The organism is uncultured Roseobacter sp. (genome assembly GCF_947495275.1).
Taxonomy (GTDB): Bacteria; Pseudomonadota; Alphaproteobacteria; order Rhodobacterales; family Rhodobacteraceae; genus Roseobacter.
The window spans coordinates 282176-301935 of the sequence record NZ_CANLYL010000002.1 but is presented as its reverse complement, the minus strand read 5'-3'; the positions used below and the strand labels follow the sequence as shown (position 1 = coordinate 301935).

The 19760-nt window shown below is 56.1% G+C and carries 14 protein-coding genes; 8 read left to right on the top strand and 6 right to left on the bottom strand.

The features are described from left to right. Positions 1 to 238 precede the first annotated feature (238 nt). Positions 239 to 1882: a sulfatase-like hydrolase/transferase gene (locus Q0802_RS04705; RefSeq protein WP_298915269.1), complete on the top strand. Its 1644-nt coding sequence runs from the start codon at positions 239 to 241 to the stop codon at positions 1880 to 1882. 42 nt (positions 1883 to 1924) lie between these two features. Here Q0802_RS04705 and pobA read toward each other — a convergent pair whose 3' ends face one another. Next, positions 1925 to 3094 carry a 4-hydroxybenzoate 3-monooxygenase gene (gene pobA, locus Q0802_RS04700; protein WP_298914306.1) on the bottom strand — a complete coding sequence of 390 codons (1170 nt, stop codon included), beginning with the start codon at positions 3092 to 3094 and terminating at the stop codon, positions 1925 to 1927. Positions 3095 to 3213: 119 nt separating this feature from the next. Between pobA and pcaC the strand changes: the two genes are divergently transcribed. From pcaC to pcaG, 3 genes are read left to right on the top strand one after another with little or no spacing between them, the layout of a single operon-like run. Further along, positions 3214 to 3624, top strand: a complete 411-nt coding sequence (gene pcaC, locus Q0802_RS04695; RefSeq protein ID WP_298914303.1) for a 4-carboxymuconolactone decarboxylase — start codon at positions 3214 to 3216, stop codon at positions 3622 to 3624. After that, complete coding sequence (gene pcaH, locus Q0802_RS04690; RefSeq protein WP_298914298.1) at positions 3621 to 4349, top strand: protocatechuate 3,4-dioxygenase subunit beta; 729 nt, start codon at positions 3621 to 3623, stop codon at positions 4347 to 4349. Before pcaC ends, pcaH begins: the two co-directional genes overlap by 4 nt. A gap of 3 nt (positions 4350 to 4352) precedes the next feature. Then, positions 4353 to 4973, top strand: a complete 621-nt coding sequence (gene pcaG / locus Q0802_RS04685; protein ID WP_298914294.1) for a protocatechuate 3,4-dioxygenase subunit alpha — start codon at positions 4353 to 4355, stop codon at positions 4971 to 4973. Positions 4974 to 5024: 51 nt separating this feature from the next. Here the strand turns inward: pcaG and Q0802_RS04680 are convergent, their stop codons facing one another. The 3 genes from Q0802_RS04680 to Q0802_RS04670 all read right to left on the bottom strand — a co-directional run bounded on the left by Q0802_RS04680 (position 5025) and on the right by Q0802_RS04670 (position 9391). Further along, complete coding sequence (locus Q0802_RS04680; protein WP_298914291.1) at positions 5025 to 6332, bottom strand: HlyD family type I secretion periplasmic adaptor subunit; 1308 nt, start codon at positions 6330 to 6332, stop codon at positions 5025 to 5027. Then, on the bottom strand, positions 6332 to 8062 hold the full coding sequence (locus Q0802_RS04675; RefSeq protein ID WP_298914289.1) for a type I secretion system permease/ATPase: 1731 nt from the start codon (positions 8060 to 8062) through the stop codon (positions 6332 to 6334). The genes Q0802_RS04680 and Q0802_RS04675 overlap by 1 nt, the downstream gene beginning before the upstream one ends. Positions 8063 to 8155: 93 nt before the next feature. Continuing rightward, complete coding sequence (locus Q0802_RS04670) at positions 8156 to 9391, bottom strand: CAP domain-containing protein (protein ID WP_298914287.1); 1236 nt, start codon at positions 9389 to 9391, stop codon at positions 8156 to 8158. A gap of 652 nt (positions 9392 to 10043) precedes the next feature. On the opposite strand from Q0802_RS04670, the gene Q0802_RS04665 reads away from it, so the two are divergent. The 4 genes from Q0802_RS04665 (at position 10044) to Q0802_RS04650 (ending at position 17837) form a co-directional block, all read left to right on the top strand. After that, positions 10044 to 11021: a LysR family transcriptional regulator gene (locus tag Q0802_RS04665; RefSeq protein ID WP_298914286.1), complete on the top strand. Its 978-nt coding sequence runs from the start codon at positions 10044 to 10046 to the stop codon at positions 11019 to 11021. 449 nt (positions 11022 to 11470) lie between these two features. Next, positions 11471 to 14668, top strand: a complete 3198-nt coding sequence (locus tag Q0802_RS04660) for a CHRD domain-containing protein (protein WP_298914285.1) — start codon at positions 11471 to 11473, stop codon at positions 14666 to 14668. 59 nt (positions 14669 to 14727) lie between these two features. Then, on the top strand, positions 14728 to 16473 hold the full coding sequence (locus Q0802_RS04655) for a type I secretion system permease/ATPase (protein WP_298914283.1): 1746 nt from the start codon (positions 14728 to 14730) through the stop codon (positions 16471 to 16473). Beyond that, a complete protein-coding gene (locus tag Q0802_RS04650) occupies positions 16470 to 17837 on the top strand; it encodes an HlyD family type I secretion periplasmic adaptor subunit (RefSeq protein WP_298914275.1) in 1368 nt (455 codons plus the stop codon). The genes Q0802_RS04655 and Q0802_RS04650 overlap by 4 nt, the downstream gene beginning before the upstream one ends. A gap of 187 nt (positions 17838 to 18024) precedes the next feature. On the opposite strand, the gene Q0802_RS04645 is transcribed toward Q0802_RS04650, so the two are convergent. Continuing rightward, the gene (locus Q0802_RS04645; protein WP_298914272.1) at positions 18025 to 18930 is read right to left on the bottom strand and encodes an HAD family hydrolase; all 906 of its coding nucleotides are present in this window, start codon (positions 18928 to 18930) and stop codon (positions 18025 to 18027) included. Positions 18931 to 18933: 3 nt separating this feature from the next. Then, the gene (locus Q0802_RS04640) at positions 18934 to 19746 is read right to left on the bottom strand and encodes a sugar phosphate isomerase/epimerase family protein (RefSeq protein ID WP_298914269.1); all 813 of its coding nucleotides are present in this window, start codon (positions 19744 to 19746) and stop codon (positions 18934 to 18936) included. Positions 19747 to 19760 lie beyond the last annotated feature (14 nt).

Below are 19760 nucleotides of genomic sequence, written 5' to 3'. Positions count from 1 at the left end.
GAGCTCTGCGGCGGACCGGAATGACACAATCCGAATAGTAAAAACGGTCGAATTTTGCAAAGCACTCGATGATTTGGAGCAGTGCGCGCCTTCCTGCGCGCCATGGATCAAAATCAATTTCATCCCGTCAACACATTGGGTGGCACCTCCGCCGCGTTCCGCTAGGATAGATAAACGCTGAGCGAAATCTAAAGGAAGGTTATAAATGACTGACGCTGCGCGAACGTCAAAACCGGCGATGAATATCCTGTTCGTGATGTACGACCAGCTTCGGTTTGATTATCTGTCTTGCGCGGGTCACCCACATTTGCAGACGCCAAATTTTGATCGTGTGGCCCGCATGGGTGTGCGGTTTACAAACGCCTTTGTCCAATCTCCGATCTGTGGGGCCTCTCGCATGAGCTTCTACACCGGACGCTACACTTCCTCGCACGGTGCGCAGTGGAACGGATTTCCCTTGCGGGTCGGCGAACATACCTTGGGAGACCATCTACGCCGCGAAGGGATGGAGTGTGTCCTCATCGGCAAAACCCATATGAAAGCTGATCTGGAGGGTATGGAACGGCTTGGCATAGACCAGACGGATATCATCGGAGTGCGCCAATCAGAATGTGGATTTGACGCCTGGGTACGCGATGACGGGCTTTGGGCCGAAGGTCCAGACGGGTTCTATGACGAGAAGAGATCACCCTACAACGAATACCTGAAAGCAAAGGGATATCCTTCCGAAAACCCGTGGGCACATTTCGCAAATGCAGGCATTGGGACGCAGGGTGATATGGCATCAGGCTGGATGTTCACCAATGCCGACCGACCCGCAAACATCCGCGAAGAAGACAGCGAAACCCCTTGGCTCACACGTGAAGCCATCAAATATGTCGACCAGGCTCAGGATGGCTGGTGCGCGCATCTAAGCTACATCAAGCCACATTGGCCCTACATCGTGCCCGCGCCCTATCACGGCATGTATGGGCCGGATCACGTGGTGCCTGCGTTGCGGCACGAGGATGAACGCATCAATCCGCATCCTGTCTACGAGGCCTACATCAACGGTAAAGTCGCCCGGGCGTTTCAACAAGAAAGCGTGCGCAACAAGGTCATTCCCGCCTACATGGGGCTGGTCAAGCAATGCGATGATCAACTGGGTGTCCTGCTGGATCATCTGGAAAGTACGGGAAAATTGCAAAATACAATGATCGTTCTGACCTCTGATCATGGAGATTATCTGGGCGATCACTGGATGGGCGAAAAGGAGCTTTTTCACCAGCAAAGCGTGAAGATACCGCTGATCATCTATGATCCACGCTCTGAGGCAGAGCCCACGCGGGGCACGACATGTGACGCCTTGGTGGAAAGCATCGATCTTGCACCGACCTTCGTCGATTTCGCCGGAGGGAAGATGCCGGATCACATTCTTGAAGGCCGTGCGCTGACGCCCTGGCTTCATGGCCAATCCCCCGATTGGCGCACATTCGCCATTAGCGAGTATGACTACTCAGGGACATCCCACTGCCAGGCGCTTGGTCTGGAACCACGGGATGCGCGTCTCTTCATGGTGTTTGATGGACGCTACAAGCTGATCCATGCCGAAGGCGGCTTTCGCCCCATGCTGTTCGATCTGGAGACAGATCCCGCAGAGTTTCACGATCTTGCCAAAACCGATCTACATGCCGAAGCTGTTGAAAAACTCTACGATGATCTTGCCCAATGGGGGCGTCGAATGGCGCAACGTGTGACGATTTCTGACGAACAGATTAAAGCGGGGCGCGGCGCATCGGGCCGTAAAGGAATACTGCCTTTCCTCATCGACGGCTCTGAAGTGCCTGAGGAGCTGACAGCCGGATATCGCGGACCTGCGCGCAAGAATTACCTGAAGGATTAAGCGATACCGCCACGGTTCCGCGTCTGCAAGGCGATCATCTGCTCAATAGGGTAGCCCTACATAGTTCTCGGCGAAAACGGCCTGCGCATTTGGGTTATCTCTCAAAAAAGCGACCTCAGCTTGCTGCATTCTGAAATCAAAAGCGTTTTGATCTGGAAATCTGTGCAGGAGACTGGTCATCCACCAGCTGAACCGTTCTGCTTTCCAGACACGTTCGAGCGCTTTTGCAGAATATGCGTCGATCGCTGCTGTCTCGCCGGATTGATAGAACTGCACCAAACCCTGAGACAGGTAGTGGACATCACTCGCCGCTGTATTCAATCCTTTTGCGCCGGTCGGCGGGACAATGTGGGCCGCGTCACCGCATAGGAACAACCGTCCCCATTGCATCGGCTCACAGACAAACGAACGCAAGGGTGCAATCGATTTTTCAATGCAGGGGCCCGTGATCAGCACGTCGGCGTGTTCTTCCGGAATGCGCCGTTTCAGGGCGTCCCAAAAAGCGTTATCCGACCAGTTTTCAGGGCTGTCCGAAAGATCGCACTGAACATAGTAGCGACTGAGCTGTGCATTGCGCATGGAGCACAGGGCAAAACCAACATCGGAGCTGGCATAGATCAATTCGTGATGAACGGGCGGGGTTTCAGACAGAACGCCCAGCCAGCCAAAGGGGTAGATTTTCTCATATTCATGTCGAACCGTCTTGGGAATGCTCTGGCGGCTGACCCCGTGGAAGCCGTCGCACCCGGCGATATAATCGCAATCCAGCCGGTGCATTGATCCATTGATTTCATAAGTAACATGGGGCGCGGTTGTATCAGCGTCTTTGATTTCGACCTTGTTGACGCCAAAAACCAAATTCCCACTCATGGCTTCGCGCGCCTCATAGAGGTCGCGCGTCAATTCAGTTTGACCGTAGATCATCACGCTCTTGCTGGTGTGGGCCTGAAAATCGATGTTGATTTGCGTATCCCCATAAGAAATGACGGTGCCGCGATGGAGAATACCTTCTGCGTCCATCCGCTCGGAGACACCTGCAGTGCGCATCTGATCAACCAGCCCTGCCTCCAGAACACCGGCGCGAATGCGGCCCAGAACATACTCTTTCGTCTTGCGTTCCAGAACGACGGTATCGATCCCCTGCCGGTGCAGAAGCTGGCTCAGGAGCAACCCAGACGGCCCTCCTCCGATGATGGCAACCTGTGTTCGCATTCCGGCTCCTCCCGCCAGGGCACATTGAAATACCGGCCCTGAGAAGTAAAACGGGAATTTGATCATATGAATTTGTCTCTGGCTTTGGTTTACTCAGGCTAAATCGGGAGAGTCAGGACTTGAGCAATCGATCAGAGACCGGAATGTCCGTGCGCCGCAAAATTCTTGGCGATGCGCACGTCGACGCGGCTGAAGCCGCCAAAACCGAATTGGATGGGCCCTTTCAGGATTTGATTACGGAGGCCGCCTGGGGCACCGTCTGGGCGTCTGATGCAATCTCGCCGCGCGAGCGCTCGATGATCACGCTGGCACTGTTGGCGGCGACCGGAAACTTCGACGAAATCCCCATGCATATTCGGGCGACGGCCAATACCGGCGCTTCCATCGTCGATGTTCAGGAAGCCTTTCAGCATGTGGCCATCTACGCCGGGGTGCCGCGCGCCAATCACGCGCTGAAACTCGCGAAAGCGACCTTTGCGGAAATGGACGCCACGAAGGCAGCGCCCGGTGGGAAAGATCCAAAAAAATGACGTACAAAGGTGATTTTTACCAAAGAGACTGGCGTTGGCAGCCATCGGCCCTGACGCCTGACTACAAGACCTCCGTTACGCGGTCCCCGCAGTTTCCGTTGATCAGCCTTGAGAACTCCCCATCCGAGTTAACCGGACCGGTCTTTGGTCAGGACGATATCGCCGTCGGCGACAACGACCTGCTGACAAACTACGCCCGCCCGGGAGAAAGCCCGATCGGTGAACGGATCATCCTGCATGGCCGGGTTTTGGATGAGAACCACCGGCCTGTCGTGGGCACGCTTGTTGAAGCCTGGCAGGCGAATGCCGGAGGCCGGTACCGACACAAAAAAGACAGCTATCTTGCCCCCGTTGATCCCAATTTCGGAGGGTGCGGCCGAACGCTCACCGACACCGAAGGGTACTATTCCTTTCGCACGGTCAAACCCGGTGCCTATCCCTGGCGAAATTGGGTAAACAGCTGGCGACCGGCCCACATTCACCTGTCGATCTTTGGCAGTGCCTTCGCGCAGCGTCTGGTCACCCAGCTTTATTTCGAAGGGGATCCGTTGATCGAGAAATGCCCGATCGTCAATACAATCCCCGATGAAGCAGCGCGTGCACAGCTGGTCGCAAAGCTGGACATGAATGCCTCGATGCCTCTGGATGCGCTTGCCTATAAATTCGACATTGTGCTCAGGGGGCGGCGATCAACCTATTTCGAGACTCGTCCGGAGGGGAACTAAACCATGACCCGGGACCTGAATTACCTCAAGGAGACCCCGTCGCAAACGGCCGGCCCCTATGTACATATCGGTCTGGCGCCCGGCGCTGCCGGATTTGATATCTATGCGCATGAGCTGGGCCAGGACATCGCTGGACCGAACGCCGCCGGAGAACGCATTCGAGTTGAAGGCGCGATCATTGATGCTGCGGGCAGTCCGATCAAAGATGCCCTGTTTGAAGCCTGGCAAGCCAATGCGAAGGGCATTTATGCGCATCCCGAGCAAGAGGCAGAGGTCGAAGAGGGTTTCCGGGGATGGGGGCGCGTTATCACCGATTTTGAGACGGGCCTCTGGCGCTTTGATACCATCAAACCCGGGGCGGTCTGCGGACACGGCGGGCAACAGATGGCCCCCCATATCAACCTCTGGATTGTCGCACGTGGCATCAACGTCGGGCTCAACACCCGCATCTATTTTTCAGATGAAGCAGAGGCAAATCTCAAAGATCCGGTGCTCGGTCTGATAGAATGGCCGGAACGGCGACAAACACTGATCGCGATGCGCGACGAGAGCGGTGAAAAGCCGGTCTACAGGTTCGACATTCGTCTGCATGGCAAGGATGAGACGGTTTTCTTTGACATTTGAAAACCGCCTCTGACCTCGGACGCCAGTTACCTCCGAGGGGCGCGACCCCTCCTAAGCCTCACGAAAGGCGCGTGTCAGGTAATCCATCAGCGGCTTGACCAGAAAACTAAGCGGCGTCCTCTCTTCTGATTTGATAAACAGCTGAACCGGCATGCCCGGCAGCAGTTCCTGCCCTTGCAACTGGCTCATTTCCTGTGGGTCGGGCTTCACCCTGGCCTGATAGTAGCTGGCACCGGTTGCCTCATCGGCAAAGACATCCGCAGACAAATTGGATACCTGACCCGAAATCGCGGGCGTCGTTCGCTGGCTGAAGGCTGTGAATCGCAAAGAAGCTTCCTGTCCCACAAAAACCTGGTCGATATTGCGCGACGGGATGCGTGCCGAAACGACCAAGGGCTGATCCTGTGGCACCACGAACATGATTGGCGCCGCTGGCTGGATCACCGATTGGAGCGCAAAAACGGTTGTCCCATAGACAATGCCGCTGACGGGCGTGCGGATATCCAACCGAGACAGGGTTTCGCGCAGCGACAAGGCACGCTCGGTCAATTCGACCTCCTGCGGCTGCAGGTCGCGCAGCATCGTTATCGCTTCTTCACGCCGGGTCGTCTTCAGCCTGAGTTTTTGAATGTTCAGCGCGGCGATCTCCCCGTTCAACTGCGCCTTGCGCGCCGACAAGCGCCCGAGTTCTCCCGTGATGCCCGCTGCATCTCGCCTCAACGTCGTCACGCGCGACGCCTGCATCAACCCTTTTTCCAGCAGCTGTTCCGCACTGATCTTCTCATCATTCACTAACTTTTGCTGTTCGGCTAAAGCGGTCAATTGAGCTTCGGTGCCGATGATCTCATTGCCAATCTGCGAGACTTGCTCAGCCAGTTGTTCCAGTTCTTTTTCAAGAGAAACCGCGCGCGCGCGAAACAGATTGGTCTGCCCCTCAATAAGGGCGGAAACTTCGGAAGAGGCTTCGGACAAAGCCAGTAATACGGGCCCAAACGTGATATCATCACTGTCATCTCGTTCAGCTTGAAGGCGCGCCTTGCGTACAAGGATTTCGTGCAACTGAATCTCAACAACCGTCAGTTCCGAGCGCAAAAGACGCCCGTCCAGACGGATCAAAACATCGCCAGCCTCCACGTAGTCATCATCTTTGACAAGAATCTCCCCGACAACACCACCATCGGGATGCTGAATAACCTGCCGGTTGGATTCAACTTCGACCATACCTTCAGCAACCACAGCAGCAGCGATCTCGGTATTGGTACTCCAGGCGCCAACTACACCGACCAGCAGAAGCAGCGCAGAGAACCCAATCATCAACGGGGCCTTTGCGTGCCATCTTGTCTTCACGTCATTTTCCATTACTTCGCTCCTGCCATGGCGACGACCTGCGCCCCATCTCTAGTTCTGCTCAACATGTTTTTGATGACCTCATCGCGGGGTCCCGATGCGCGAACCCGACCCTCGTCCAATACGATCAGCCGGTCGCATTCTGACAGCGCAGCCGTCCGGTGGGTCATCAGAATGACGGCCTTGTCGTTATTGCGAAAGTCTCGAATGGTCTGATTGAGTGCCGCAGATCCGTCGGAATCCAAGGCAGAATTCGGCTCATCAAGAACCAGTAGCAGCGGATCGTTGTAAAGCGCCCTTGCGAGTGCCACCCGTTGTTTTTGGCCACCGGAAATCTGCGCCTCATTTTCTGACACGCGGGTGTCATATCCGTTCGGTAGCGAAAGTATGAACTCATGTGCATTGGCGCGTTTGGCCGCTTCGACAACTTTGCTGTCATCCGGGCTCACAGACATGCGCGCGATGTTCTGTGCAATCGTGCCGTCAAAGAGGGTCAGATCCTGTGGCAGATACCCAACATAGCTGCCAAAGCTGTCAGGATCATAGTGACCAATCTCCGCACCACCCAAACGGACGGTACCTGTGGCAAGTGGCGAAAGTCCGAGCAATGTTTCCGCGAGGGTTGATTTGCCGGCACCGCTACGCCCGATCACACCCAAGACCTCACCGGGTCCGACCGCGAAACTGATATGTTGCAATATCGGTCTGCGGCTGCCTGAGGCCATCACCGATACCTTTGACATAGATATTTCGGCCTTGGGCCGCGGCAGTTTCAGCATCTGCGGGTCCGGTGGAATTCTTGACAAAAGCGTTGAAAGGGAATTCCAAGCCTCATGCGCGCGCTGCAGCAAATACCATTGCGACAACAGCTTTTCGATTGGCGCCAGGGCGCGCCCCAGCAGAATAGAACTTGCGATCATCGCCCCACCTGTGAGGTCGCCTCGAAGGGTCAGAAAAGCACCTGCGGCCAGAATGGCGGATTGCAGAAACAACCTGAATGTCTTGGTTGTTGACGTCATAACGCCAGACTGGTCCGCATTCTGGATGCTCTGCTCCAGCGCCTGATCACTCAGCTTTTTCCAGTGGTCGACGGTTGCGTCGCGCATGCCCAATGCGCGTACCAAACCGCTGTGCTCACAGGACTTGTCGGCAAAACGCTGTGCGGTAAGACCTGCGGATTGGGCTTTCGTGGATTTGTCTCTGGTCAGGAAATTATGCACCATGGTCAGCACGATGAGCACCCCTGCACCAGCAACCGCGATCCATCCCAGCAATGGGTGAAAGACGAATATCACCAAGATAAAAAGGGGCGACCAGGGGATGTCAAAAAGCGCCAGCATCACAGGAGAAGACAAAACGTTTTGAACTTGCGTCAGGTCTCGTAAACCAGCCTTTGACACCTTTCCAGGGGGAGCGGATTGCGAAAGCTTCAGGACCGCTCTGAACACCCGCGCATCCAAAACCGCCTGAAAACGGGCGGAGAATCTGGTCAGCAACCGGCCTCTGGCAAAATCGAGAACACCGAAAAACACATATAGCACTGCAACAAGCGAAAAGAGAGCCACGAGGGTTTCTTCGGACCCGGATGCAAGCACGCGGTCGTAAACCTGTAGCATGAAAAGAGGGCCGGTCAGCATGAGCAAGTTCACAAAAATGCTGAACAAAAATGTTGACGCCAGGAGGCTGGAGCCGGTTTTGCGAGCGCGGCGCAGTTCTGCCGCGCCATGGTTCAATTGTTTCACGATTTATCTCGATTATCTAAAGACGGAAAAGAGGTCTCTTGTTGAAGGGTCGTCTGGGGGAAAGCACGTGGTGCCTCCCCCCAGAGCAAGGCATTACGCCATTTCAGAGCATTGGAAGCCATCAAGCTCCCAATCGATTTGCGTTAGCATTTCGCTGACTTGCGCAAGGAATGCATCGACATCAAAGGTCACACAGGGGGCATCGTCGTCCATGCCTTCGTCCCCGTTGTCCTCGTCCATCGCGACATCGTCTGGCGTTTCGGTATCGTCTGTGTCTTCGTCGACGCCGTAAAAGTTGAAGTCGATGTTGAAGTCACCGAAGTTCACGAAGATGATCCCATTGCCGTCACAGGCGGCCATATCATCGTCAGCCGGAACGTCGCTATCGTCGTCATCGGCTGGCGTGTCATCATCCTCTGCCATATCGACGGGATCGTCATCTTCGTCCGGTGTCTCGTCATCTGTGGTGTCAACGGGTTCCTCACCGTCATCCGGCGTGTCATCGTCTTCCGCAGTATCGACCGGCTCTTCATCATCATCAGGCGTCTCGTCATCTGCCGTATCAACCGGCTCCTCACCGTCATCCGGTGTCTCGTCGTCTTCAGCAGTATCTACAGGATCATCCTCATCGTCCGACGGCGTATCCGCAGGATCGTCCGCATCAACCGGATCGTCGTCATCTTCGGCAGTATCGACGGGCTCTTCATCGTCGTCGTCAGCCGGATCATCCACCGTATCCACCGGAGTGTCGTCACCACTGTCATCGGGTTCTTCCATATCAACGGGGTCGTCCGTCCCGTCATCAGTCACCGGCTCATCAACATCCGTGACAACAGGTGGGTCAGTATCATCCGTTGGAGCAGGATCTGCTGGATCCTCTGCATCAGTGGTTGCGAAGTTCTGCGTGACCATCACTGAATCGTAAGTGCTGCCCGAGGTGAAATCTCCGCGCTCAATACCTATCCCGATCTCTTCAAAGTCAGGGTTCAGGATATTGGCCCGATGCCCGGGGCTGCGCATCAGGCTGTCATGAATCTGTTCGACATCATCCTCCAGACCAGGGTCACCGCGCTCACTTTGCCATCCGATGTTTTCACCTGAACGCCAGGATCCTTCGAACTCAAAGCCAGCATTCTCCATCCGGGCTGTTGGGCTGGAGCCCCCCTCCCCGGTGTGCGAGAAACGGTTTGAATCGAGCATCCATGCGCTGTGATCTTCGGATGCATCGTTCAATCTGTCGTCAAATGTCAGTGGTTGGACCCCTGCCGCGGCCCGTTCTTCGTTGATCAAGTTAAGCATGAGTTGCTCGAGTGCATTTGCTTGAGACATGATTTCTTCCTTCGTTTACCGTAAATTTTGGTGCCCCCTTTGACAGGGGCAACCGGTTCGACATTCGCGCTCATTGACCAGACTGCCGACATGCTTGATCAGGGCATGTCTCGACCGGACCCGGACACAACATGCGCCCAGAGCGTTACAGCAGCTCCAAAAACAGGGAACTGGTTTTGGGCCGTATTCATGATTTCATACGGCTCATGCCCTTCGCGGTGATACGTCCTCGACTGGCAGGGGAGACCTAGTTCGTGCTGTCAGCAAGGGTCAAGCGACCCCGCCCGAAACCCTGAGGACAAGCTTCAATTCGCCGGATCACAGAGCTCGTCGGCATGTTATTGCGACCCTATTTCCAAGGCGGCAGGATCGTGCCGGATCACCGTTCCTTTTTCGGTACGATGTCGCTGGCATTTGCGCCGCTCCAGACTGTGATGAACGCACAAGATTCAAAGCCGTCCGTTGCAATCCCCCTCGCGCTCCTTCACTTACCTGCGAGGTGACAGGCCGCAGACTTGCGCAACGATATCTGCCGCGGCCAGTATGCACGGGTATTTGATCGGTTTTGCGGTTTTATAAGTGACGGCAGCTTTCGCGGCTTCAGGCGTGTCATATGCCCCCGGCCATAGTTCACAGTTAGGATATAAGTCCGATGAACCTGCGAGATTTAATGTATGTGATTGCCGTAGCGGATCACCGTAATTTCACCCGCGCGGCGGAAATCGTAAACGTAAGCCAGCCAGCACTATCCAATCAGATCAAGAAACTGGAAGCCGAACTGGGCCTCGATATCTTCAAACGTGGAAATCGAGATGTACATCTGACCGAGTTCGGATCGGAGTTTCTGGCTGCCGCCCGGCAGATCAACGGGCTGGTCGAGCGGATCGACGATGTAGCTCAGCAGCACAGAAATGTGGATACCATGCCGCTAAGGTTGGGGATGACACCAACGCTCGCTGCATATTTGTCGCGCTACTTTCGTGATATGTTTGCCCATCTCTACCCCGACATGCGGGTCATCATTGTCGAAGAATACCCTGCCCAATTGGCGCATATGGTCGAAAGCAAGGCCATTGATGTGGCATTCATTGCGCGCAAGAGCCACACAACCCTCTATGAAGCATCAAAAAAACCGATGGATTTCGCATCGCTTTGGCTGGAGCCCTTGTATCTCGGTGTACGTAAGGGGCATTTTCTCAGCAAACATTCGAGCATTTGGGCGCATGAGGTCCCCGCGGATCTGCTGGTTCGATTTGACACCTCCTTCGGGTACGATCTGGAAAAGGATTTGCCGCAACCTTCCACCGATGTGACGGAGCTCGTCGGCATTGATGTTCGAACAGCGCGCTTCGAAACGGTTTGCCGGCATGTCGCCGAAAGTGACGCCTGCACGATGATAAATGCCATCGCCGCGATGCAGTTCCGGAGTGACAACTTCGGCCTCGACTTTATTCCCTTCAACGACGAAGGGAACATCCGCGAGCTTGGCGCAATCACACGGCCAGAGTACCCCCGCACTGCGGTCATTGACGCTATGCGCAGTCATATTCAAGAGGCCCCTCCCCCGGGGACGGTTGCATCGCAACCGAAAGAAGGCGCGCTAAAGGCAGCCATCAAACTGCCCCTTTAGGAAGTGCGTTAACTTGCGGAGAGGGTTCCGCCCGTTACTCGAACTTTTCGTTCCCGAAACCTGCCGTCGCAACTGCGGGCGGCGAAACTTCTTTTGTGCAGCCACAGCGATATCTTTGCTCGACATAGTTTGATCAGCCTTGATCCAAGCCTCCTTCTGAAAGCCAAAAGTCGAATTTCAGGTCAAAAAATTGGCTCAACACAGCTGACATTAATGTCAGCAAGCGACATCGAATAGTTTCACAGGTGATACAGGATTATCCTAACTAATTGATAAAATTATATAAAATAATTTCAGAGATCACGGGCGCTGTGAGTATTTGGTGGGCTTATGGCACTCATTCAGACCGTGAATTTCTCAGGCCAACACCGGCTTCATAAGAAATAGGGCACGGACAATTTGCCTCCTGGCAGCTGTCCGCAACCGAAAAACAATTATGGAGTCTCCCCATGCTTTCCGAACTACTCGCTGGTCTGCGCGCCCGTCTTTTGACGACGTCGACGCTGGCACAAGAAACGGTCCGAGACGGACAAACCCTGACAAACGGTTTCTTTCAGAGCACCGTTGTCGACAACACGCCGGCGTTCTTGCTGGACAATGATTTTGCCCGTTTGCTGAACTTTGGTGAAATCGAAACGAACAATGCCGAAGCTGCGGTAGCTGTTGAAGGTGAGGATGCACAGGTCTTCAACTTTCGTTCCGGCAGCATCGAAGCCAATTCCGGTGCGGATGCGCTGGCAAGCGGTATCCTGGTATCCGGCAGTGCCACCATTCGAAACTTTGGTGAGATCGCGGGAGAGTTCAACGGCGTTCGCTTCGCTGGGCCAAATAGCTCCGGTCAGCTGGACAACTTCAGAGGTGGCGTGATCTCCTCTGACAGCCGGGCGGTGGATATTCAAGGTGAAGGTATCGACGTTCGCAATTTTGGCGACATCATCGGCACGGGTGATCAGCGCAATGGTACGATCTATACCAACAGCACTGCCGAAGACGTCTCGATCAGCAACTTTGCAGGCGGCACCATTGACGCAGGCGACGGCAATCAGGGCGCGGGTGTGTCCTTGCAGGTTGGCGACGAAGTAGGTGACGTCGTATCAACATCCATCTTCAACGGTTTTGGATCGACCATTCAGGGCCGCGGGCAGGCTGCGGCCAACACCGGTCTTGCGGGCGATGGTATTCGCGTCGATGACGGGGCCGAAGGTGCGATCCTTGATACCGATATCGTTAACAGCGGTCTGGTATCTTCTGAAAGCGATCAGGGCACGGCAGCGGGTATCCGAATTGCTGATGGCGTTGGCGCGGACGGCCGCATTCTCAACACCCAAACCGGGACGATCGAAGGGGTCCGCAACGGTCTTTATGTCGGCAATGCCGAACATGATCTGGATATTCTTAACCTTGGCACGATCCAATCCGGCAGCCGGGCGGTCAACATCGACGGGTCAGGCGTTGATCTCGTCAATGGCGGTGACATTCTGGGCACCGGCGATCAGCGCAACGGCACAATCTATGCGGATGATACGGCAAGCGGCTTCTCGATCCAGAACCTTGCAAACGGCACCGTTGATGCCGGTGAAGGCAATCAGGGCGCAGGTATCTCCCTGTCGCTGGCGGCTGAGGGCAACGGCGACGTTGAGATTACCAACGCGGGCGACATTTCCGGGCGTGGTCAGGCTTCGGCCGCTGCCGGTACCGCAGGTGATGGTATCCGCCTCGAAGGTGTGCGGTCTGACGCCGGATTTGGCCCCGCGTTCTTTGAGGGGTCGATCACCAACTCGGGTTCGGTGACTTCCGAAAGCGCGCAAGGCACCACCGGTGCGTTCCGGGCTGTGAACAATGTCAACTTCCAGGGTGAGTTGGTCAACGAAGCAGGCGGTACCTTCGCCGGTGTCCAAAACGGTGTCTACTTCGGTACGGGCGACCATTCCGGGGGGTCCTTCATCAACCGCGGAACGGTCTCCTCTGACAGCCGCGCGTTGAACATCGATGGCGAAGGCCTCGACGTTGTCAACGAAGGCTCCATCCTTGGTACGGGTAATCAGCGCAATGGCACAGTCTATGCAGATGGTACCGCTGACAACTACAGCTTCACCAACTCCGGCCTCGTCGATGCTGGCCTAGGTAACAATGGCTCAGGCGTTGCTCTGCAAACCGGCGACGTGGATGGCGATATTGTCTCCGCGGCCGTTATCAACGATGGCACGTTCCAGGGCCGTGGTGACGCGGTTGAAGGCAATCAGGTTGGTGACGGTCTGCGTCTGTTCAGCAATCAGGAAGATGCAGGCTTTGCCGGTCTGGTGCAGAACAACGGCCTTATCGCCGGTTCTGAAGACAGCGATGCTGCTGCAGGTATCCGGGTTGATGGCGGTCTTGAACTGCTGGGTGCGATCATCAACGAAGGTGAGATTCGCGGCAACGTCAATGCCATTGACGCGACCGATGCGGGTACAGTCACTTTCGTCAACGACGACGATGGTGTGGTCAACGGCAACGTGCTCCTGGGTGCAGGTGATGACGTTGTGGTCGACCTTGGCCAGATCAATGGCACCATCGACGGCGGCGCGGGCGATGACGTCCTGATCGCAGGCAACGGTGACAACGTTATCGTTGGCGGTCTTGGCAACGACTTCATCGACGGGGGCGACGGCTTCGACACGGTCGATTTCTCCGACCTCGATGTGGCTGTTACGGTCAATCTGGGGCCAAACGGTAGCGGAACGGCGACACGTGAAACCGGCTTTAACGTGTCAGTGGTCAATCAGACCGTCGTCGCACCGGGTCAGTTCGGTTCAGCCATCGCCGATGGGGCACAGTTTGTGGAGCAGGCAGTGGCGGGTAACCTCTACTACAACATCCACACATCTGATTTCCCCGCTGGCGAGATCCGTGGCCAACTGGAGGTCATCAGCGACACAGGCACCGGTCATGACCGTGTGATCGAGCTTGCTGGATCGCTGGATGCCAGCCAGGAACCCGGGCCAACATCGGACAGCAACGCCACAGGCGAGGCAACAGTCACAATCTCGTTCAACGAGGCAGGTGAGGTGCTCTATTCTTCCGAACTGAGCGTTGTTGGCCTCAATGAGGCGGATCTGAACACTCCGATCCCGGGCGTTGTATCTGCAATCCATCTGCACAATGCACCCGCCGGTGCCAACGGCCCGGTTGTGCAGGACACGCTGGTGGACGCAGGAGCAACACTGGACACGGATGCCACAGGCGGCACCGGTGTGATCGGTCTGGATGTGATCGACAATGTGATCGAAACCGATGTCCTGAGTTCGATCGAGAACGTGATCGGATCCGACGACGCCGATGTCATCATTGGCAGCGATCTCGACAATGTCCTGAACGGTGGCGATGGTGACGACCTGATAAGCGGTGAAGGCGGCAATGATCTGCTGACCGGCGGCGCAGGTGCGGACACGTTCAACTTCGCCCCGGGCGACGGGAACGATGTGGTCACCGACTTCCAGCTTGGTGTGGACCAAATCCGCTTGAGTGACTTTGGCCCGGATTTCGACCTGGCAAGCAGCCTCACACAAGATGGCGCTGATGCGGTTCTGTCCTTCTCCTCCGACAGCTCCCTGCGCCTTGAAGGCATCGACAGCACGCAGCTGAGCGAAGACGACTTCGCGGTCTAAGCCGACAAACGGGACGGCGGGTTGCCTCGCCGTCCCTGCCAACAAAAAGGGTCCACACCATGTTCCAGAAATCCAACTCCGTCAAAAAAGCCTGGGGCGCGCTGCGCAGCGGATTTGCCGCCGTGGCTGTCTTCAGCCTCTTTCTGAACCTTCTCATGCTCGCAGGGCCGCTTTACATGCTTCAGGTCTACGACCGGGTGCTAACGAGCCAGAACATCGAGACGCTGATTGCCCTGACACTACTTCTGGGAGGCGTGTTCGTGGTGATAGGATGTCTGGACCTGATGCGGATGCGTATCCTTAACCGGCTTGGTGCACGCTTTGAGTTAGAGATTGGTGAGCCCATTCTTGCCGCAGCGATGCGCCGCCGGGTTCAAGGGCATTCTGTCGCCGGTGAAAACCCCGTCGATGACGTGAACGGATTTCGGGATTTCATTTCCGGAACGACACTTACGGCTTTCTTCGACGCCCCCTGGATTCCGATATACCTTGCACTGCTCTACGTTCTGCATCCGCTCTTGGGCCTGCTCGGTGTCTCCGGGGCCGTGGTTCTGACGCTTCTGGCGCTGATCAACAACGCCAGAGCGCAAACGCCAATGCAGGATGCCGCCTTTGCCCGAGGCCGGTCAGATGCGCTTTTTCAAACCAGCGAACGCAACGCCGAACTGGCCCACGCCATGGGGATGAAAAGTGACCTCGCGCGTCGCTGGAGCGCTCTTCAGGCACAGACTCAAATCTTTAAAACCAAAGCAAGCGACCGTATCGCCACATTTTCGGTGATCTCGAAAACCATCCGCATGGGCCTGCAATCTGCCATTCTGGGTCTTGGCGCCGCACTAGCCATCAGCGGTGAAACCACCGCCGGGGTCATGATTGCCGCGACCATCGTGCTGGCTCGGGCCCTTGCCCCCATTGATCAGCTCATCGGCCAGTGGCGCAGCTTTCTGGCAGCGCGTGGCTCTTATCACAAACTAAAATCTCTCGCCGCCGACTATCCCTCCGCGCCGCCACGGCTGCAGTTGCCTCGCCCGGAAATCTCCCTGGCAGCAAGCATTGCGCAGGCAGGACCTCCGCGTGCCCAAAACGCAACAATCGGCGGCATCAACTTCGCGCTGGACGCCGGAGACGTTGTGGCCGTCATTGGCCCAAGTGGATCGGGCAAATCAACGCTGGCCAAGATGCTGGCAGGCATCTGGATGCCCCAACGCGGCGCCATCACGTTGGATGGCACGGCCATGTCAAAATGGGATACCGAAGATCTTGGCCGATTGGTCGGGTATCTGCCTCAGGATGTGGATCTGTTTGATGGCACGATCAGGGAAAACATCGCGCGTTTCTCCACCACCATTGATGATGCGCAGGTATTACAGGCCGCGATGTCTGCCGACGTGCATGAATTGATCAGCACGCTGCCGGATGGATATGAGACCAAGATCGGCAACGGATATTTCCTGTCAGGCGGTCAGCGTCAAAGGATCGCTCTGGCGCGCGCACTGTACAATGACCCTTTCATCCTTGTGCTTGACGAGCCCAACTCCGATCTGGACTCAACCGGCGAACAGGCCCTGCGCAAGGCCATTCAGAGCGCGCGTGAACGCGGGGCCATCGTAATCGTCATGACCCATCGCCCCAGCACGCTGCAAGCCGTGAACAAGGTGCTCATACTCAGCAACGGCACGCAAACCCAGTTTGGCGATAAGGACGATGTCCTGCGACCGACCCAACAAAACGTTCTGGATGGGCAACGACCAAAACAGGTCAAGCGCGTGAAACAGCAACTCCGGATGGAAGGAACAGCACAATGACTGCACTTATTTCGGCACCCCGGGCTCAAGAGGTCTTGCGCCTCGAAGACTATAACCGCATCAGCGGCCCCGCGGCGGAACCACGCATCAGAGGCTTTGTTCTGGCTGGAATTGCGATGCTTATCATCTTTCTTGGTGGATCTTTTTACTGGGCGTTTTCCTCTGAATTGGACGGCGCGGTTGTGGCTCCGGCTTCGCTTGTGGTCGAGGGAAATCGCAAGACAGTCGAGCATCTGGATGGCGGTATCGTGCGCAGCATACTCGTATCAGACGGTGATTTTGTGCAGGCAGGTCAGACGCTTGTCGAGCTGGACAGCGCTGAGCTTGACGTCGATCTCGATGTTTTTGGCAGCCAGCTTGGAGAGCTTACCGTAAGACGCGCCCGCCTTATGGCACAGATCAATGGCGCCAGTGTGTTCTCGCAGAAAGATGTGGCTGAAGCCTCTCGGGTCGCAAAGGAAGAGTATTGGCACTCCGCATATCTCACCCAGAAACAGCTTTTTGCCACCGAGGCGCGGGCGCGGCAGACGGAAAGCGACATCCTTGATCAACGTATCGAAAGCCTGCGTGACCAAGTTGCCGGAATTCAAGCGCAGCGCGGTTCCAACGCGCGTCAGCTGGAGATCACCAAAACCGAACTGGGAAATCTCGAAACTCTTTTTGACAAGGGCCTCGTCGCGGCAACGCGGGTCACCGCGCGCCGGATCGAAATTGAACGACTGCGTGGCATTGACGCCTCCTTGGCGACCCAGCAGGCTCAGGCCGAAAACCAGATCGGGGAGCTGAAACTCGCGCATCTGAGCCAGCAAAAACTGCGAGATGAAGCCATCGCAACGGAACTGGCCGCCGTCGATGCCCAAATCTCCGTGGTGGCACCCCGCTATGCCGGTGCCACAGAACGCCTCAAGCGGATATACATTGCCGCGCCAGCAGATGGCCGTGTCGTCAATATGAGCCTCTTTACTGCGGGGGGCGTTGTGCGCCCCGGCGAAGCCATCCTGGATATCGTTCCAGCTGACAACCCACTGATCGTTGAAGCGCGGATCAACACGGCGGATATCGAAAAACTTAAAGTAGGCCAGAGCACCCGCGTGCGTCTCTCTGCATTCGATCAAGGCGATATCCCAGAAGCAACGGGGCAGATTTTCGACATCTCGGCAGATAGCCTGGAAGACGCCAGAACCGGTGAGAGCTATTTCATCGCCCGCGTAAAACTGAACGCAGATCAGCCCAAAGCGATTGCCGATCTCGAACTTCTACCTGGAATGCCCGCAGACCTTTTTGTCAATACGGGCGAGCGTACTGCGATCAGTTATCTGACCCAGCCACTCAGTGACCGGATCGCGAGAACCTTTATCGAATAGTTTGAAGCGCAAATCTTAACGAGTGCATTTTTTTCTGTGACCCTTTTTAACAATTGCCCTGTTTATCAACATGCGCTTCAGACGCCCTCGCCAGCACTTCTGGCGGGGGCACTTTTCATCGGGGAACACAAAAACGGGTGACGTCTGGCTCGTTTCCGCAACAACTCTAGGACGTCGATTGCCCTGTCTAAGTGACGGGACAGATGTAGTCAGGAACAATCCCGGACAGACGAATATAGGGACCAACATCCGTACCAGAAAACAATCCGAACCTTTCGATCAGGACGGTTTTGAAACCAGCGGCACGGCCACCGAGGATGTCAGTATGCAGGGTGTCGCCAACCATCGCAATGCGTTCAGGCGCGATCCCCTGCAACCGCCGTTTGACATCATCAAATGCATTGCCAAAGGGTTTGCCAAAAAACACTGGTTCAACGCCGGTCTCATCTGCCAGCAAATGGGCAAAATATCCGGGTTCACAGCTCAAACCCGTTTCACGCGGGGCCACGATATCGGGATTGGCGACCAGGAGCGGCCGCATGCGCCTGTGTAAATCAGCCTTCAGGGCGGTCATGGTCGCCGCATCGAGGGCCGCGCTGGACAGAAACAGAAACCCGTCCACATCCCAAGGCTCGGCTGCGGTCCAGCGGACAATGTCTGTATCAAGATCCACGAAGGTATCGACATCGGTACACAGCGCGCCCCATCGTCCCAGCGGCAGGTGATCACCGAGCCGTGCGGCGCACACATCGCGGCTGGCGACGACCTCATCAGCCGTGAAATCAAACCCCAATTTACGATATTTCTTCAGGGCTGCCACGCGCGTATCACTGGCCGCGTTGGTCAGCACGACCAGTTTTTTACCCATTTTGCGCAGCTCCGCCATTCGTTCGACAGCGCCTGGGATCGGGGTTTGGCCAACATTCAGGACACCAAAAGCGTCCAGCACAAATGCATCCACATCGTCAGCCACTTGTGCAAGGGATGCACGACTTTGGCTCCGGGACGGAAATGTCGTCTGGGGAAGACGCCTGCGGATTTCCTCATACCGTGAAAACGCAGCATCGGTCGTCATAAGGGATGTGTAGGACATGGGTTAAATGAGCCGATACTGCTTGGCTTTGTTACGCAGGAAAGGCAGCCCCTGATCCATGACTTCGCGATGATTGTTGGCGACCGGTCGCCAGACGGAAAGACCATGCGCGATCTCGGGCGGCATGTTGATGAAGCTTTCCATCGCCAGTCCACCGCTGAATTGCACCGCGGCAAGTGTTGCGAAAATCTCGTCCCAGTCGCAGGTGCCCATGCCCGGCGTCCCCCGGTCGCTTTCCGACAGATGAATGTAGCGCAGATGATCACGCCCATCCAAAATCCCGTTACCCGCACCCTTTTCCTCGATATTCATATGATAGGTATCCAGGTGCAAAAACATGTTGTCCGATCCCACTTTTTCGATCATCGCGACACCCTGTGCCGCAGTATTGATCAGATGGGACTCGTATCGGTTCACGGGTTCGATGCCAAATAGAATACCAGCTTTTTTGGCATATCCGGCGGCCATCTGCAGCGCTTTTGCAACGTTGTCGATCTCCTGTTGCGTCGGCGGCAGGCCTGAGCGTTCACCGATGCCGCCATAGGTCACGCCGCTGAGCGCAAGGCCACCCATCGCGGCCGTCTTCTCTATCGCAACTTTCAAAAATTCAACCGCACCCTCGGGATTGTGCGACGCCCAGACGGCCTCTGGCAATCCCAGCGAACATACCGCCGAAAGACCAGCCTCTTCCAACAAAGACCGGCTGTGATCAGCATCCGCAGACGGCGGGTCGAGCAAAGCAATTTCGATGAAATCCATACCGTCTGCTACGGCAGCGGCCACTGCACGTTCCGCGCCCTCGCGATCCCATGTCATCGTCCACATGCTGG

Excerpts from the sequence above, each read along its gene's own strand:
- Q0802_RS04705 (WP_298915269.1), top strand. The coding sequence starts at position 239 with ATGAATATCCTGTTCGTGATGTACGACCAGCTTCGGTTTGATTATCTG.
- pobA (WP_298914306.1), bottom strand. The coding sequence starts at position 3,094 with ATGCGAACACAGGTTGCCATCATCGGAGGAGGGCCGTCTGGGTTGCTC.
- pcaH (WP_298914298.1), top strand. The coding sequence starts at position 3,621 with ATGACGTACAAAGGTGATTTTTACCAAAGAGACTGGCGTTGGCAGCCA.
- pcaG (WP_298914294.1), top strand. The coding sequence starts at position 4,353 with ATGACCCGGGACCTGAATTACCTCAAGGAGACCCCGTCGCAAACGGCC.
- Q0802_RS04680 (WP_298914291.1), bottom strand. The coding sequence starts at position 6,332 with ATGGAAAATGACGTGAAGACAAGATGGCACGCAAAGGCCCCGTTGATG.
- Q0802_RS04670 (WP_298914287.1), bottom strand. The coding sequence starts at position 9,391 with ATGTCTCAAGCAAATGCACTCGAGCAACTCATGCTTAACTTGATCAAC.
- Q0802_RS04665 (WP_298914286.1), top strand. The coding sequence starts at position 10,044 with ATGAACCTGCGAGATTTAATGTATGTGATTGCCGTAGCGGATCACCGT.
- Q0802_RS04660 (WP_298914285.1), top strand. The coding sequence starts at position 11,471 with ATGCTTTCCGAACTACTCGCTGGTCTGCGCGCCCGTCTTTTGACGACG.
- Q0802_RS04655 (WP_298914283.1), top strand. The coding sequence starts at position 14,728 with ATGTTCCAGAAATCCAACTCCGTCAAAAAAGCCTGGGGCGCGCTGCGC.
- Q0802_RS04650 (WP_298914275.1), top strand. The coding sequence starts at position 16,470 with ATGACTGCACTTATTTCGGCACCCCGGGCTCAAGAGGTCTTGCGCCTC.
- Q0802_RS04645 (WP_298914272.1), bottom strand. The coding sequence starts at position 18,930 with ATGTCCTACACATCCCTTATGACGACCGATGCTGCGTTTTCACGGTAT.
- Q0802_RS04640 (WP_298914269.1), bottom strand. The coding sequence starts at position 19,746 with ATGACATGGGATCGCGAGGGCGCGGAACGTGCAGTGGCCGCTGCCGTA.